Source organism: Salibaculum halophilum, from assembly GCF_002094885.1.
GTDB lineage: Bacteria > Pseudomonadota > Alphaproteobacteria > Rhodobacterales > Rhodobacteraceae > Salibaculum > Salibaculum halophilum.
On record NZ_MSIT01000020.1, the window covers coordinates 1 to 14,533 of the forward strand.

The window sequence follows — 14,533 nt, forward strand, 5'->3', positions numbered from 1 at the left end:
GTGGCGGAGGGGATGGGACCGGGATCGGACGTTCTCCGGCTTCAGCCGGTCGCCACCAAAGCGTTAAAATCGTTTATTTTCCGAATCTTGGCTCGTCTTCGCTGCGTTTCCTACACCTAAGCACGCTCGTGGTCCGACGCGATCGCGTCGTGAACGAAGGTCATTCTGTCGACGAGCCACAGTTTCGCGCCCATCGCCATTATCCCTCCAAAAATTGTCGCCGAAAGGTTGAGGGTCACAAGCCCCCATCCGAGCACGATGGTACCGATCACGGTGGCCGAGCCGAGGACGACGACGGCCCGTTCGTGTCGGGCGACGACCGCTTCCGGCGGTCCCTCGAGCCAGATGCGTTCGCCTTGAACGGCCTTTGCCGCCCATCCGTCCTCATGGCGCGGCAACTGGAACAGCCTCGGATTCAGCCACGTCCAGGCGATCACGCACGCGATGGCCGCGAGCGACCACCACCCGATCCAGACGCGGCTCCAGACAGCGAGGGCGAAGAGCGGCAGGAGCGTCATTCGGGAATACACGCTCCATGGGTTCGCGTGGCGGCGCCAGGACGTGTCGTCCATCGACATCAGGCGCCGCGAGATCGAAAAGGCCAACGACATGAACTCCTGTCCCTTTCCCGGCAAATGGGCTTCGGTCGGTCACCGGAACATCAGGTCGAAGCCGAGCTCCTGCAGGCCGTTTTTCGCATCGCCATCGCAGAGCAGTTCAAAAGCGACGCGGACCGAAGGAGCCGGGTGAAGTTCTCGGACGAGGTCTTCTGCGCACCAAGCGGCGATCTCCGCCGTCGCGGCGTAGACGTCGGAGTGCGATAGCAGAACTTCGGTCTGCCGACCTCGCCCGGCTGCAATCGCTGAAATCCCAAGGCCGTAGGGTGGCGGATTGGCGAAGCGCATCGTGGCTTTCAGCGCTGCAAGACCGACGTCCCGCGGAAACATCCGCCCCAGAACCCGGCGCATCGACACAACCATGTCCGCGGGGCCGTTCAGGCCTCCGTGCCACAGGGCGAGCCGGCGAAATCTGTGACGATGGCGAAGCGCATCGAGTTCAGGCAGATACACGGGCATCGCGAGCGATGCTCCGAGCCCGCCGGGCCAGGCGAGACGACGAACCTCGAAGAGCCCGGCGCGCCGCCAGCCGTCGGCATAGATCCAGGTCGCATCGGTCGCGCCGTCGAGGATATCCGCGAGACCGGCTCGGCCGACCTCAGCAGCTCGGTACCGGGCCGAGAGCTCGACGCGCTCGGCGGCGCCGTGGGTCTCGGCAGCGAGATGTCCGACAAGACCTGGCAGACCCGGGTCAGCTCCGGCATCGACGATCACCTTCGCCCCAGCCTGTTCGAGCCTTGGACGCGCGGCCTGCAAGCCCGCAACTGCGTCAGGGTCGTGGCTGACCAGAACCAGTCGTCCACCCACGCGCGCCAGCGCCTCGCACATGGTCCCGGATGCGACACTGTCGAGGGGCGCCGCATGGATCACGACGTCGTGGTTGGAAAGCAAAGAGCCAAGAGCGTCGCCGTCATCGGCGTCTGCGCGTTCCGACACGACCCGGCCGGCCCGGTCTCCCCCGGCGAGATCCATCGCGGCCTTGCCGGCCTTTTCGGAGCTTCGCCCGGCGATCGTGACCCTGTCCGCCCCACGATCGAGCAGCAGCGCCGCGACGGCGCGCCCCAACTGGCCGTAGCCCCCGAGGATGGCGAACGAGAGCCGGTCAGCCATCCCGAGCGCCTTCCAGCTGCCGTTCGAAGTACTCGAGCTCGACACGCGTGTGGCGCTCGGCGTCGGTCTCCATGTCGAGCAACGCGACGGATACCCAGCTCAGCACGCGGCCGTAGAACGTGTCGGGAAAGTCTCCCCAGACGCGATGCGAGACGCGAAAACCGTCTCCTTCGCGACTTTCCTCGATCCGGAAGATCCCGCCTTCCTCGACGGTCGCGACCGGCAGGCCCCAGAGCGTGTAGTCGGTCTCGGCGCGCCAGCCGAAGCGCTCTTGCGGATAGACGTCGAACAGCTCCGCCTCAAGCACACCACGCAACCCGCCGACATACTCCTCCTGGCGGAACCGGAGACCGTCGCGCAGGGGCGCCTTCGGGTCGCTCAGCACGGCGGTGCCGCGGTGCGCCGGGTTCGAGTCCTCGAACGCCCCCTCGAAATCGGAGGCGACCCGCCAGATCTCCGCACGCGGCGCATCGATCATGGTCGATGCACTCACGTCCACGGTCTGCGGAACGAGCGTACCGATTGCGACGACGAACAGGGCTACGGCGGCCAGAGCCGACCCCGCGAAGACAAGCGGTCGTCTCATCCTGTTTCTTCCTTCCGCGCGGAACTGCCATGACCATAGAGATCGGCGTTCGTGTGCGCGTGATCCTCGTGTTCGAATTCAAGGCTGGAATGGGCGATGCCGAACCGATCGTTCAGGCGCGCCTTGATCTCGGTCTTTATGCCTTCGATCCGCGCCCAGCCTTCCTTTGTGAGAACGACATGGCAGTCGAGCGCCGCCTCGTGTTCCTGCATCTGCCAGAGATGGACGTGATGAACGTCCGCGACGCCGTCGATCCCGCGTATCGCATCGATGACGTCGCCGCAATCCAGATCGGGAGGGCTTCCCAGCATCAGCGTCCGGATCGGGCCGCCGATTTCGGTGGAAGCCAGATACAGGATGTAGAGTGCGATCCCGATCGTGATCGCCGGATCGACCCACCGCATGTCGTAAAGGATGATAAGCGAGCCGCCGACGATGACCGCGACCGAGGCGAGCGCGTCGGACAGGTTGTGCAGGAATAGCGCGCGGATGTTCACGCTGCCCTTCTGCATCGACCAGGTAAGCAGCGCCGTCAACGTGTCGACCACCAGCGCCACGGCCCCGAGGATCACCACCGTCCAGCCCTGCACCTCGGGTGGGTCGATCATCCGCATCCCGCCCTCATAGATCAGGTAGACGCCGATCAGGATCAACGTGGTGTAGTTGATCAGCGCGGCGACGATCTCGACCCGTCCGTAGCCGAAGGTCATGCGCTCATCCGCCGGGCGGCGCGCGATCTTGCGTGCGACGAAGGCGATCACCAGCGACGCCATGTCCGAGAAGTTGTGCAGCGCGTCCGCGATCAGCGCGAGACTGCCGGACAGGAGGCCTCCGACGATTTGCGCGACGGTCAGAAGAGCATTCGCCCAGATCGCGACGGAGACGCGGCGATCGCCGGACTTGGGGTCGATATGGGCGTGGCCATGATCATGCGGCATGTGCGTCCCCCTCGTAGCGGTGATTGAGCCGGGCAGTGCCTGGCTTGAGAGGCAGGCGCCCATCGCGGATCCTGCGAACCCGAGCATTCATCCAGTGCCGGACGATGTGACGATAGAGCCAATCGCGCAGCTGGCCGAACGCTTGCCGGTGCACGTCATAGAATTGGTCCGGCGTCTCGAATGTTCCCAGATCCCGGGCAATGCCAGTTTTTTGGATATACGTGCTGGCCCCCGTCCATTCGACCGGCGGACTGTTCAGGCACTCGGTGCCCGCACCATAGCCGCAGAGGCTGTCACTGTCGCTGAACGCCCGCTGCAACGCCGTGAGGTACGGCGCGTCGAGGATGAAACCCTCCAGGTCGATCCACGTGTCGCCGGTCTCCACCTCGATCCAGGAATGGAGGATTTCCGCGGGCGCGACCGGATAGACAAGCTCGGGGACGATACCGCGCTGGAGCGCCTTGTGAATGGTGAAGCCATGCAACCTGCACCGGATGCCGGCTCCCCTGAGCAGCGCCATCAGCAATTTGCCCTTGGTGTTGCATTGGCCGAAACCATCCGCCAGCACCTGCGATGCCGGGATGTCGTCGGCCCGATTGTAGCCGAAGGCGATTTGGTTTCGGACGAAATCGTAGATGGATCCGATCCGCGCCTCAGGCGGCAGAGCTTTCCAGCTCCAGCCCCGCGTTTCCAATAGAGTCGCGATTGCCGGACTCTCGAAATCGAGGAGCCGGGTGGGGGCGAGCAATGGATCTTTGTGAATCATGACATCTCTCCTCGAATCGGTATGGGAGAGAGATAATTGCTACAGCGACTGTAGCTTCAAGCCCCGAATTCACGCACCGCGCGGTGCGGCCAGAATGATCGCAGCGCCAACGAGGCACACCGCTGTACCGAGTACGTCCCACCCATCCGGCCTGTGTCCTTCCGCGAGCCACATCCACAGAACCGATGCCGCGATATAGACCCCGCCATAGGCCGCAAAGGCGCGTCCCGCCGCCACGGTGTCGACCTGCGCCAGAAGCCAGCCGAACGCCACCAGCGCGGCCACGCCGGGCACCAGCCAGAGGGCGGACGCGCCGAGGCGCCACCACGCCCAGATCGCGAAGCATCCGGCGATCTCGGCCAAGGCCGCGAGCGGATAGGCGAGCGCGGCAGGCATCTCAGGCGCCGATCTCGTCGTGGTCCGTCAGGCACTCGGAATGGTCGCGCAGCACCTCCAGCACGCGGCAATCGGCCGTCTGCCCGCCACTGCATTCGTGAACCATGCGCTGTAGTTCGATGCGCAGGGCTTCCAGACGCGCAAGGCGCTGCTCCACCTGCTTCAACTGCCTGCGCGCGATGGCGTCGGCCTCAAGGCACGGGCGATGGGGATGATCGCTGAGGTCCAGCAATTCCCGGATCGCTTCGAGGGAAAAGCCCAACTGTCGCGCGTGCCGGATGAAGGCGAGCCGGTCGAGCTCATCGTCGCCATAGCGGCGCTGGCCACCCTCGGTCCGACCAGGTTCCGGCATCAGACCGATCTGCTCGTAATAGCGGATCGTCTGCACCTTGGTGCCGGTTTTCCTGGCCAGACTGCCGATCGTCAGCATGGGCGCCTCCGTAATGCTTCAGTGTTGGTAGGTTTTGCCGCACCGATTGGCAAGGCCGTGAGCTTCTACACAGGTCCGTGAAGCCATCACGACGACGGAACAAGCGGGTTGAACCTCTAGTAGCTTGAGGGTGTAAACGGCAACAAAATCAAGAATCACAGGCAGGTCACGCGCATTGCGACTGACATTTCTTCAAAAGATCCTCTGGGCGCTCGTGGGCGTTGCGGCGCTGGCTTTCGTCTGGTTGCTGCTCTGGGCGGACTATCGATCCGACCAGACCGCGGAGGGCGAGCCTGCGTTACGTGCGGATTTCGAATTGACGGATCACACCGGAATGGTCCGCACGCAGGAGGATTACGCGGGCCGCTGGATGATGGTCTTCTTCGGCTTCGCCAATTGTCCCGATGTCTGCCCGACGACGCTGGCCGAGGTCGCCGCCGTCATAGACGGGCTGGGTGCGGATGCGGCGCAGGTTCAGCCGCTCTTCATCACCATCGATCCCGAGCGCGACACGCCGTCGGTTCTCGCGAGTTTCGTGCCGAGGTTCGAGGCCGGGATCGTGGGGCTGACCGGAACGCCCGACCAGATCGACCGGACCGCCGACAGCTTTCACATCTTCTACGAAAAGGTCGAGGAGGCCGCGGCGCCCGGCGGCTACACGATGGGTCATTCCTCGCAGTTGTTTCTGTTCGATCCGGAGGGCGGTTACGTGAAAGCCTGGAGCTACGGCACCCCGGCCGAGGAGATCCTTGCCGATCTGAGGGGGCGCGTCGCCGGATGAGTCGGGGATTGACGGGAGAAGCGGCTCTGACTGCCGCCTGGGTGGTGGCGCTCGTCGCAACACTCTCGGTGCTGTTCATCGGCGAGGTGCTGGGCCAGATGCCTTGTCTGCTGTGCTGGTACCAGCGCGCCTTCATGTTCCCGTTGCCCATCGTTCTGGGGCTCGGCCTGTGGTGGCAGGACGCCCGCGTCGGACGCTATGGGTTGGCGCTCAGCCTGCTCGGCGGGGCCGTCGCGCTCTGGCACATGGGCCTTTACGTCGGCATCATCCCGGAGCCCATCCAGCCCTGCACGGCGACCGGCCCCTCTTGCACCGACACCAATCAATTGATCCTCGGGGTTCCGATCCCGCTCCTGTCGCTTGTCGCCTTCACGCTCACCGCGAGCCTGTCGGCCCTCTCTCTGAAGGACCCGCGCCCATGAATCGTCGCGCTATCATGCTCTCCGTTGTTGCCGTCGCCGTTGCCGTCTTTGCCGCAGCGGCCTGGTTCACGACACGTCCCGCGTCCGTCGCCGCGACCGCGACGGTTCCGCCAGAACAGAGCGAGGCGCTGCTGCGGTCTTACTCCCCGATCCTCGGACCCGAGGATGCCCCCGTCACCATCGTCGAGTTCTTCGATCCGGCCTGCGAGGCGTGCCGCGCCTTCTATCCGGTGGTCAAGGACATCATGGAAGAGCACGGCGACGCTGTGCGCGTCGCGATCCGCTACACGCCGTTCCACGGCGAAGCGTCGGAGGAAGCGATCCGCGTGCTCGAGGCGGCCCGGATGCAGGACGTCTACGAGCCCGTGATGGAGGCGCTGCTGCGCGAGCAGCCCCGGTGGGCCTCGCATGGCGCGCCGGCTCCGGGACTGATTCTGGAGGTCGCTGCGACCGCAGGGCTGGATGTGGAAGCGGCGCGCACGCAGATGCTCGCGCCGGACGTCGTGGCGATCCTGAACCAAGATCGCGCCGATGTCGAAACCATGGGTGTGCGCCAGACGCCCACATTCTTCGTCAACGGGCGGCCGCTCGATCCGTTCGGTGAGGCCGAACTGCGCGCGCTGGTGGCCGAGGAAGTGGCCGCGAGCGGCTCGTGACCCTGGCACGCATGACAAGGAGGCACTTGCGAATGACCAAGCTCACCATCCCGATGCTGGCGACCCTCACCACACTAGCGCTCACCTCCGGTGTCGCCCTTGCCGGGTCGGAGGATGTGGTCGTCGATGACGCGTGGGCGCGGGCCTCCATCGGCGTCAACCGCCCCGGCGCGGCCTACATGACGATCCGCAACACCGGAGACGAGGCCGTCACGCTGACCGGCATTTCCACGCCGCTCGCCATGATGCCGGAGATCCACGAGAGCAAGACCAATGCCGAGGGTGTCAGTTCGATGGCGCCTGCGGGCGAGATAACCATCGCCCCCGGCGAAGCCGCGGAACTGGCGCCCGGCGGGCTGCACGCGATGCTCATGCAGCTACAACAGCCGATGACCGAGGGCGACAGCTTTCCGCTGACGCTGAGCTTCTCGGATGGCGGCGACGTGACAGTCGACGTGCCGATCCTCGGAATCGCGGCGCGCGGGCCGGAGGGCTGATGCGGCGCCGAACGGCTCTTGGATACGGCGCCACTGCTCTGGGTGCCATGGGGCTGACGCTGTTCGTCGGCTGGTGGCGGGTGGACGGCCCCGGCGCGCCGGAGGCTGTGGCAAGCCTTCCCATACCGCTCACTGAAATGGACTTTCGTCTTACTGATCACGAGGGGCAGCCGGTTGGCCCGGAGACCCTGGTCGGCCGTCCGACCATGGTGTTCTTCGGCTTCACCTTCTGCCCCGACGTCTGCCCGACCACACTGTCGGACATTTCCGGCTGGCTCGATGCGCTCGGCGAGGATGCCGGGCAGATGAACGTGGTCTTCATCACCGTGGATCCGGACCGCGACACCGTCGAGGCGATGGCCGAATATGTCGGCTACTTCCATCCGGCGATCCGCGGCTGGACCGGTGCGCAAGATCAGATAGCACGCGCGGCGGAAGGGTTCCGGGCGAGCTACGAGCGTGTTCCGACCGACGGCGGCGACTACACCATGACCCACACGGCGAGCGTGTTTCTGTTCGACGCGGCCGGCGGGTTCGTCAGCATGATCGACTATCACGAACCGAGGGAGTTCGCAGTGCCGAAGATCCGCCGGGCGCTGGAAGAAGAAACGGAGGGGGCGACATGAAGCTGAGGTATCTGGCGGTCGGAATCGTGACGGCGGGAAGCGTGTCTGCGACCGCCCTCGCGCTTTCGGGCACCTGGACACGAGACCCCGTTCCGCCCGGTCTTGCCGAGGCTGCACTCTGGACGCCTGAGGCCATGCCCATGCCGGTGCTTGCTGAGGCGCCGGTCCTCGCGGCGACCCTCGCCCGTTCGGATGTTGCCCCGACGGCCAGCTCGCCCGCTCTGCCGTCTGTCGGGACCGTCGCGCCATCGCTTCCGAGGGTCGAGCCTTCGCTCCGGACATGGGCACGCGAGATCGCCGCGGGCGAGACGCTCGACGCGGTTCTCGCGGAGGCGGGTCTCGACGCCCCGGTTCGCGCCGAGGTGGCGCTAGCACTTGCGGCGGAGTTCGACCTGCGCCGCTTGCGTCCTGGACATGCCCTCAGTGTCATCACCACCCCGAAGGGCAGCCCCCGTCGCGTCGTTCTGGAGGTGGACGACGGCGTCCGGATCGAGGCTGTCTTCGGCGAGCAGGTGGCGACGCGCGTTGTCGCCCCCGATCCCGAAAACGTCATTCTGGCCGGTGAAGCCCGCATCGAAAGCTCGGTCTTCGCCGCGCTCGACGCGGGCGGCATTCCGGCGCGCTTCGCGGTCGATCTGGCGCAGATGCTGGGTGGCGCCGTGGATTTCCGGCGCGACCTGGCCGGTGGCGAGACCCTTCGGCTGATGTGGCGCGAGGAGCGGGTTGGCGACGACATCGTCGGCCAGCCGGACCTGACCTTCGCGGCGCTCGATCTTGGCGACACGCTGTTCGAGATCGTCTGGCCGGAGGACGGCTCCGGGCGGGCCACGATTTACCGTGATGGCGTGGTCATGCGCGTCTTCGCGCAGCCGGTCGAGGGCGCGCGGCTCAGCTCCGTGTTTGGCCGCAGGACACACCCGGTCTACGGCGACACAAGAATGCATACCGGCGTGGATTTCGCCGCAGCCCGCGGCACCCCGGTTTATTCGACCGCACCCGGACGCATAAGTTTCATCGGTCGGCGCGGCGGCTACGGCCGCGTTGTCGAGATCGCGCATGGGTCGGAAACCATGACCCGTTATGCGCATCTGAGCGCCGTCCCAGACGGGCTTGTCCAAGGCGACCGTGTCGCGGCGGGGGATCTTATCGGCCGCGTCGGCGCGACGGGCACCGCAACCGGCCCAAACCTGCACTACGAGGTGCGTGTGAACGGCCGTCCCACTGACCCCCTCTCGGATGACCGCCTTGCCGAGGCTGCGGAACAGGCTGCAGACGACGCTGCGGCCCTCGACCGTCTAAGTGATGCGCGCGACCGTCTAGAGAAACGCCTCGCGCGCGTCTTTGCCCCCAATAGCACCGAAAGGCTCTGACCCATGAAACGATCCCTTGCCACCCTGGCACTCGCCCTGTTGTTCCTCCCGGCCGCACAGGCGCTGGCGCAGGGCACGCCGATCGAGGTCCGCAAGACAAACGGCTGCGGGTGTTGCCTCGCCTGGATGGAGCACCTGGAAGAAAACGGTTTCGCACCGACCGGGCAGGACATGTTCGCGGGACTTCTGGTGCGCTTCAAGCTCGACAACGGCGTGCCGCAGCGGATGGTCTCCTGCCACACGGCGCTCATCGACGGCTACGTGATCGAGGGGCATGTGCCCGCGTCGGACATCCGGCGATTGTTGGCGGAGCGTCCCGACGCGGTGGGTCTTGCGGTGCCCGAGATGCCGCTCGGATCGCCCGGCATGGATCAAGGCAGATGGCGGGAAGCCTATGACGTCTTCCTCATCCGCAACGACGGCTCGACGGAAGTCTTTGCCAGCTACGAAGGAAACTGATCCATGATCCGAGCGCGCACGCCGGGCAAGACGCTTATTTTGCTTGGAAGCCTGCTGGCACTCGGCGCCTGCGCCGTCCCGGTCGCCGAAAAGGCAGATTCCGATACGGGCCTCTCGGCAGAAGTGATGACCCAGCTGAACGCGATGGCTGCGCCCTTTCAGGATCTGCAGTCGGTCCGGTTGCGACCCGAGGACGGTTGCTACTGGTACCGCCATGTCGGACCCGTCGAGACGACGATGCTTCCGCTCCGAACGGCGGACGGTCGACCGATCTGCACGCAGCGCGTGGCCGAGGCGTGATGGCTGGATCGGCTCGCCTCGGTCCCCTGGCTGCGGAGAGCGATCTCCCGCGGATCGGAAAGCCGTCAGCTGTGTGCGGTGACCGGTCCGTCGCCCGCAGCCGGGTAGAGGTGGGCGGTCACGCCGGTCTCGACCTGCTCGTAGAGGTCGTTGATATGCGCCATGACCATGCGCACGCAGCCCGAACTGGCCCGACTGCCAATCGAGCGGGGGGATGGCGTGCCGTGGATCCGGAGGTAGGTGTCCCTGTCGCCGACAAAAAGGTAGAGGGCGCGCGACCCGAGGGCGTTCTGGGGACCGGGCTCCATCCCGTCGGCATACTGCGCGTAGGCTTCGGGTTCCCGCTCGATCATCGTCTGCGTCGGCGTCCAGTGCGGCCACTCCACCTTGCGGCGGATCGTGTAGGTGCCAGGCTCGTAGAGGCCACCCCGACCGATGGCCACACCGTAGCGCATGGCCGTACCGCCCTCCTCGATATGGTAGAGGTAGCGCGCGGTCGCATCGACATGGATGTCCCCGGGCACGAGCCCAGGCCGGGCCTCGACTCGCTGCGGCAGCAGGCGCGGATGCAGATCCCACGGGTTCGTCGTGGCCGGATCGTATCCCGGCGGCGTCACCTGCGCGTCCCACGCGGCCTTCTGATCATCGGTCGGCCAAGAATCGGCAAGGGCGACACCGGCAATCGCGGGCGAGAACAAGGCGGCGGTCGCGCCGATGAAGTGACGTCTGGTCAGCATGAAATTTCAATCCTTTCCTGTATACTCAGTATTTCAATTTTTGGATACGGAAGAAAGAACGGGTCCGGCGTCTTTGAGCACGACTTCGTGATGTTCTTTGGATGTCGATCGGTCGGCCGTCGGCTTAGCCTCGCAACGTCATTCCGGCGTCGTTCGCGCGACCGGTTTCCCGATGCCCTCACGTCCCGAAACGACCCATGACTGAACTCTCTCCAGTCGCTCTCGGCTTCCTGGGCAGTCTGGCTGCCGGGTCGCTGACCGCCATCGGGGCCATCCCGGTCCTGTTCGGGCGCGTGCCATCGCGCGCGGCACGGGATCTTTCGCTGGGATTCGCGGCCGGCGTGATGCTGGCGGCATCGTTCTTTTCGCTGATCATCCCGGCATTGGATGCGGCCGAGCCCATGTTCGCGAACGGCGCGATGCCCGCCGCCATCGTCTGCGTCTCGATCCTGATCGGAATGGGAGCGGTCGCGCTGATGAACGAGCGCCTGCCGCACGAGCACTTCAAGACAGGGCGCGAGGGGCCGGAGGCCGCGTCGCTCAGGCGCGTTTGGCTCTTCATCATCGCGATTACGATCCACAACTTTCCCGAGGGGCTCGCCGTAGGCGTCGGCTTCGGGTCGGGTGGCGTGGAAGACGGCCTGCCGTTGGCAATCGGCATCGGCCTTCAGAACGCGCCCGAGGGGCTCGCAGTGGGCGTTTCGCTTCTCGGTGAAGGATATTCCCGAGTTCGCGCTTGGGGCATCGCCGCATTGACCGGGCTCGTCGAACCCATTGGCGGGCTGCTTGGCGCCGGCATCATCACGCTGTCCGAACCTCTCCTGCCCTGGGGGCTCGCCTTCGCCGCAGGTGCAATGCTCTACGTCATCAGTCACGAGATCATCCCAGAGACCCACCGCAGCGGCCACCAGAACAAGGCGACGCTTGGCATGTCCATCGGGTTGGTCATCATGCTGTTTCTCGACGTCTGGCTGGGGTGATCGGATGCGACCTACGAAGCCTTTCCTTTTCACCGGTCTGTTCGCGACTCTGATTTCCTTCTTGTTCGATCAGGCCACCAAAGCGATCGTTGTCGCCAATGCTCTCGCCCTGACTGCCGGCGTGCCGGTCGTACCCGGCTTCAACCTCATCTACCTTCGCAATGACGGGGTGACCTTCGGGCTTCTCGGAGGCGCGCCGTGGTGGAGCCTTGTCGTCCTGGCGCTTGGAATCTGCGTCTGGCTGGCAGTCATGCTGGTCCGTACCAGCAGCCGGATCGAGGCCGTTGCCTATGGTGCGATCATCGGCGGTGCACTCGGCAACGTTCTGGACCGCGTCCGGTTTCGGGGTGTGACGGACTTCCTTGATTTCTACATCGGGGCGGCGCACTGGCCTGCCTTCAACATGGCCGACGTGTTCGTGGTTGGCGGTGTGGGGCTGCTGTTCGTTGGGCCGTGGGTTGCTGCCCGGCTTCGGACCGATCCATGAATCCAGGTTTGCTGAAGTTCATTGGGCGGGACTGTAGTTTGCTCGCGCGGATGGGTCTCGCCTGCATGGCGGGCGGTTTGACGGTTTTGACCCTTCCGCCGTTCTCGTGGCTCGTCGCGGTCCCTGTCGCTCTTTCCGCGATTTTTCTCCTCCTGCGGAACCTTTCGGCATTGCATGCCTTCCTTGTCGGCTGGGCCTTCGGACTGGGCCAGTTCGGGTTCGGAATCTCCTGGATCGCGGAGAGCTTCTATGTCGATGCCGAACGTTTCGGCGCACTGGCGATACCAGCGGTCGCGGGTCTGTCGGCGGGCCTTGCCGTCTTCCCGGCCATGGCAGCGGCGCTCTTTGCCGTCTTCGCGCAGCGACGTTCCCTCGGTGGCATTGCCGCGAGTCTGCTTCTCGCAACCTGCTGGGTGGCTGCGGAATGGTTGCGGGGTCATCTCCTGACGGGATTTCCGTGGAACCTCGCCGCCTATGCTCTTGTCGATCACGCCGCGCTGCGCCAGCCAGCCGCTTGGGTCGGAAGCTACGGGTTGAGCTTTCTCACCGTCCTGATCGGCGTCATGCCGGGAGCGGGGTTTTCGGCCGCGCCACCGCAGCGGCTGACCATTCTGGCGCTGTGCGCAGTGGCCACCATTGGATTATGGGGTGCCGGTACGCTCCGCCTTGGAACAGAGACGCCCTCGCCTGGGGTCGACCTGCGCATCGTACAAGGCAACGTGCCCCAGCGTGAAAAATGGGCGCCCGGAAACCGGGACGCGACCCTTCAGCGCTACCTCGACCTCTCATCTCGTCCCGGCAACGTCGATTTGCTGCTTTGGCCGGAAACGGCCTTTCCCGGTTTTCTCGACGAAGACGCGCCTGCGCGTGCAAGGATCGCCGTTGCCCTGCCTGAGGGCACGCGCCTGCTCACGGGAGTGCCTGATCGTGTAGAGAGGGATGGTGGCACAAGCTATTTCAACACGGTGCAGGCCTATGACAACCGTGGAGAAATCCTGACCGGATATGCAAAACACCACCTCGTGCCGTTCGGGGAATACGTCCCCCTCCGGGACTGGCTGCCCATCGAGCGTCTGACGGAAGGTTTGGGCGATTTCACGCCCGGGCCGGGGCCGCGCACCCTTGCCATTCCCGGGGCTCCGCTCATCGCCGTGGCGATCTGCTACGAGATCATCTTTCCTGGACACGTCGTCGACGGCCTGTTTCGACCCGACTGGATATTCAACGCCACCAACGATGCCTGGTTCGGAACCAGCATCGGACCCGAGCAGCACCTCGCAGCCGCGCGCATGCGCGCGGTCGAAGAAGGTCTTCCCGTGGTCCGCGCGGCCAACACCGGGATATCCGCTGTGATCGATGCCGATGGAGATATCGTTGCGCGTCTCGATACCGGTGAAACAGGAACTATCGATGCCGGCCTGCCGGGCGCGCGTGCTCCCACGCCCTATGCGCGTTTCGGTGACTGGACCCTGCTGGTGCTCGTCGTAGCGTGCTGGGCCTCGAGCTGGCTGGCCGGTTTGTTCGGACGATACCCCGACGCGGCGAATTCTGGAATGGAGAAATCCTGATGCTTGTGATCGTGGGCGTCGTCGGAGGGGCGATCTGGGGCAGCTATCTGGCACGACGGAGGACGGGGAACCGCCTCGATATTCTTCAGTATGCAGTTGCATCTGCGATCGCCTTCGGACTCGTCGCCCTGTTTGCAACCATCGTTCTTTCACGGAATCTGAGCTAGAAGAATTCGCGTAAGCCTGAACGCTTCAGACGCGTGGAGGCCCTTCATATAAGCGACCGAACGAGTTCCGCCGCACACTCATTTCTGTGTTAGCCGTCTCTCGAACGCCTCCAAGGTGGTCGCGCTGACGTGATGCTCGATGCCCTCCGCATCGCGTTCGGCAGTCTCTTCGTCGATCCCCAGGCTCAAAAGAAAGGCGACGACGATTCTGTGGCGCCGTCGACAGGTCTCCGCGAGGTCTTGCCCTGCATCGGTGAGGAATATGGCGCGGTAAGGCTCCCGCCGTACCAAGCCAGCCGCCTTGAGACGCGAAAGGTTCTTGGTCACGGTCGGCGGCTTTACGCCAAGCCGCTCGGCGATATCGACCGGTCTGGCCTCTCCGCGTGTCTCGATCAGTTCCGCGATCAGTTCGACGTAATCCTCGGCCACTTCGCTCTCGTGTGCCTGACGCACGGTTGCAAACCCGTCCGCCTGCGCCTCGGGAGCCCTGTCGACAGCGTCAAACGCCTCACGCGCATGTGATTGCGACTTTGTCATGCCCGAACTTTGCAAGGAAGCACCGGGATTGACAACTGATTAGCTTGGGGTCGATAAGTTAGCCATGTCTAACTTTATCCCCCGGAGGCCGTGGTGATGCGAA

The 14,533-nt window shown here is 64.9% G+C and carries 21 protein-coding genes; 12 read left to right on the top strand and 9 right to left on the bottom strand.

All coding sequences use genetic code 11. From position 1 onward, the window contains the following. Positions 1-116: 116 nt before the first annotated feature. From BU124_RS11635 to BU124_RS11665, 7 genes are all read right to left on the bottom strand, one after another. Positions 117-611, bottom strand: coding sequence for a DUF6653 family protein (locus BU124_RS11635; protein ID WP_245831683.1), 495 nt, complete (start codon positions 609-611; stop codon positions 117-119). Between the two features lie 39 nt (positions 612-650). Further along, on the bottom strand, positions 651-1,727 hold the full coding sequence (locus BU124_RS11640; protein WP_084863754.1) for a saccharopine dehydrogenase NADP-binding domain-containing protein: 1,077 nt from the start codon (positions 1,725-1,727) through the stop codon (positions 651-653). Continuing rightward, entirely contained in the window at positions 1,720-2,313 is a 594-nt protein-coding gene (locus BU124_RS11645; protein WP_084863755.1) for a hypothetical protein, read from the bottom strand. Before BU124_RS11645 ends, BU124_RS11640 begins: the two co-directional genes overlap by 8 nt. Further along, positions 2,310-3,251 (bottom strand): cation diffusion facilitator family transporter, encoded by a 942-nt coding sequence (locus BU124_RS11650; protein ID WP_084863756.1) that lies wholly within the window; start codon positions 3,249-3,251, stop codon positions 2,310-2,312. Before BU124_RS11650 ends, BU124_RS11645 begins: the two co-directional genes overlap by 4 nt. Continuing rightward, positions 3,241-4,017 (bottom strand): transglutaminase-like domain-containing protein, encoded by a 777-nt coding sequence (locus BU124_RS11655; protein ID WP_084863757.1) that lies wholly within the window; start codon positions 4,015-4,017, stop codon positions 3,241-3,243. Before BU124_RS11655 ends, BU124_RS11650 begins: the two co-directional genes overlap by 11 nt. Positions 4,018-4,086: 69 nt before the next feature. Beyond that, complete coding sequence (locus BU124_RS11660) at positions 4,087-4,413, bottom strand: YnfA family protein (RefSeq protein WP_084863758.1); 327 nt, start codon at positions 4,411-4,413, stop codon at positions 4,087-4,089. Between the two features lies 1 nt (position 4,414). Next, complete coding sequence (locus BU124_RS11665; RefSeq protein ID WP_084863759.1) at positions 4,415-4,843, bottom strand: MerR family transcriptional regulator; 429 nt, start codon at positions 4,841-4,843, stop codon at positions 4,415-4,417. 175 nt (positions 4,844-5,018) lie between these two features. Here BU124_RS11665 and BU124_RS11670 point away from each other — a divergent pair, with 175 nt between their 5' ends. The 8 genes from BU124_RS11670 to BU124_RS11705 are packed head-to-tail and all read left to right on the top strand — an operon-like array spanning position 5,019 to position 9,954. Continuing rightward, positions 5,019-5,624 carry an SCO family protein gene (locus BU124_RS11670; RefSeq protein WP_084863760.1) on the top strand — a complete coding sequence of 202 codons (606 nt, stop codon included), beginning with the start codon at positions 5,019-5,021 and terminating at the stop codon, positions 5,622-5,624. A gap of 8 nt (positions 5,625-5,632) precedes the next feature. Further along, the gene (locus tag BU124_RS11675) at positions 5,633-6,046 is read left to right on the top strand and encodes a disulfide bond formation protein B (protein WP_425442465.1); all 414 of its coding nucleotides are present in this window, start codon (positions 5,633-5,635) and stop codon (positions 6,044-6,046) included. Continuing rightward, complete coding sequence (locus tag BU124_RS11680; protein ID WP_084863762.1) at positions 6,043-6,702, top strand: thioredoxin domain-containing protein; 660 nt, start codon at positions 6,043-6,045, stop codon at positions 6,700-6,702. The genes BU124_RS11675 and BU124_RS11680 overlap by 4 nt, the downstream gene beginning before the upstream one ends. A 32-nt stretch (positions 6,703-6,734) precedes the next feature. Next, positions 6,735-7,199 (top strand): copper chaperone PCu(A)C, encoded by a 465-nt coding sequence (locus BU124_RS11685; protein ID WP_084863763.1) that lies wholly within the window; start codon positions 6,735-6,737, stop codon positions 7,197-7,199. Then, the gene (locus BU124_RS11690) at positions 7,199-7,825 is read left to right on the top strand and encodes an SCO family protein (protein ID WP_084863764.1); all 627 of its coding nucleotides are present in this window, start codon (positions 7,199-7,201) and stop codon (positions 7,823-7,825) included. Before BU124_RS11685 ends, BU124_RS11690 begins: the two co-directional genes overlap by 1 nt. Beyond that, positions 7,822-9,195, top strand: a complete 1,374-nt coding sequence (locus BU124_RS11695) for a M23 family metallopeptidase (RefSeq protein ID WP_084863765.1) — start codon at positions 7,822-7,824, stop codon at positions 9,193-9,195. Before BU124_RS11690 ends, BU124_RS11695 begins: the two co-directional genes overlap by 4 nt. A 3-nt stretch (positions 9,196-9,198) precedes the next feature. Beyond that, the gene (locus BU124_RS11700) at positions 9,199-9,654 is read left to right on the top strand and encodes a DUF411 domain-containing protein (RefSeq protein WP_084863766.1); all 456 of its coding nucleotides are present in this window, start codon (positions 9,199-9,201) and stop codon (positions 9,652-9,654) included. Between the two features lie 3 nt (positions 9,655-9,657). Next, positions 9,658-9,954, top strand: coding sequence for a hypothetical protein (locus BU124_RS11705; protein ID WP_084863767.1), 297 nt, complete (start codon positions 9,658-9,660; stop codon positions 9,952-9,954). Between the two features lie 65 nt (positions 9,955-10,019). Here the strand turns inward: BU124_RS11705 and BU124_RS11710 are convergent, their stop codons facing one another. Beyond that, positions 10,020-10,691: a L,D-transpeptidase gene (locus BU124_RS11710; protein WP_084863768.1), complete on the bottom strand. Its 672-nt coding sequence runs from the start codon at positions 10,689-10,691 to the stop codon at positions 10,020-10,022. Positions 10,692-10,888: 197 nt separating this feature from the next. Here BU124_RS11710 and BU124_RS11715 point away from each other — a divergent pair, with 197 nt between their 5' ends. From BU124_RS11715 to BU124_RS14800, 4 genes are read left to right on the top strand one after another with little or no spacing between them, the layout of a single operon-like run. Further along, positions 10,889-11,671, top strand: coding sequence for a ZIP family metal transporter (locus BU124_RS11715; protein WP_084863769.1), 783 nt, complete (start codon positions 10,889-10,891; stop codon positions 11,669-11,671). Between the two features lie 4 nt (positions 11,672-11,675). Further along, positions 11,676-12,158 (top strand): signal peptidase II, encoded by a 483-nt coding sequence (lspA, locus tag BU124_RS11720; RefSeq protein WP_084863770.1) that lies wholly within the window; start codon positions 11,676-11,678, stop codon positions 12,156-12,158. Further along, complete coding sequence (gene lnt / locus BU124_RS11725; RefSeq protein WP_084863771.1) at positions 12,155-13,726, top strand: apolipoprotein N-acyltransferase; 1,572 nt, start codon at positions 12,155-12,157, stop codon at positions 13,724-13,726. Before lspA ends, lnt begins: the two co-directional genes overlap by 4 nt. After that, on the top strand, positions 13,726-13,893 hold the full coding sequence (locus BU124_RS14800; protein ID WP_179141907.1) for a hypothetical protein: 168 nt from the start codon (positions 13,726-13,728) through the stop codon (positions 13,891-13,893). The genes lnt and BU124_RS14800 overlap by 1 nt, the downstream gene beginning before the upstream one ends. A 78-nt stretch (positions 13,894-13,971) precedes the next feature. On the opposite strand, the gene mntR is transcribed toward BU124_RS14800, so the two are convergent. After that, entirely contained in the window at positions 13,972-14,430 is a 459-nt protein-coding gene (gene mntR, locus BU124_RS11730; RefSeq protein WP_084863772.1) for a manganese-binding transcriptional regulator MntR, read from the bottom strand. Between the last annotated feature and the right edge of the window lie 103 nt (positions 14,431-14,533).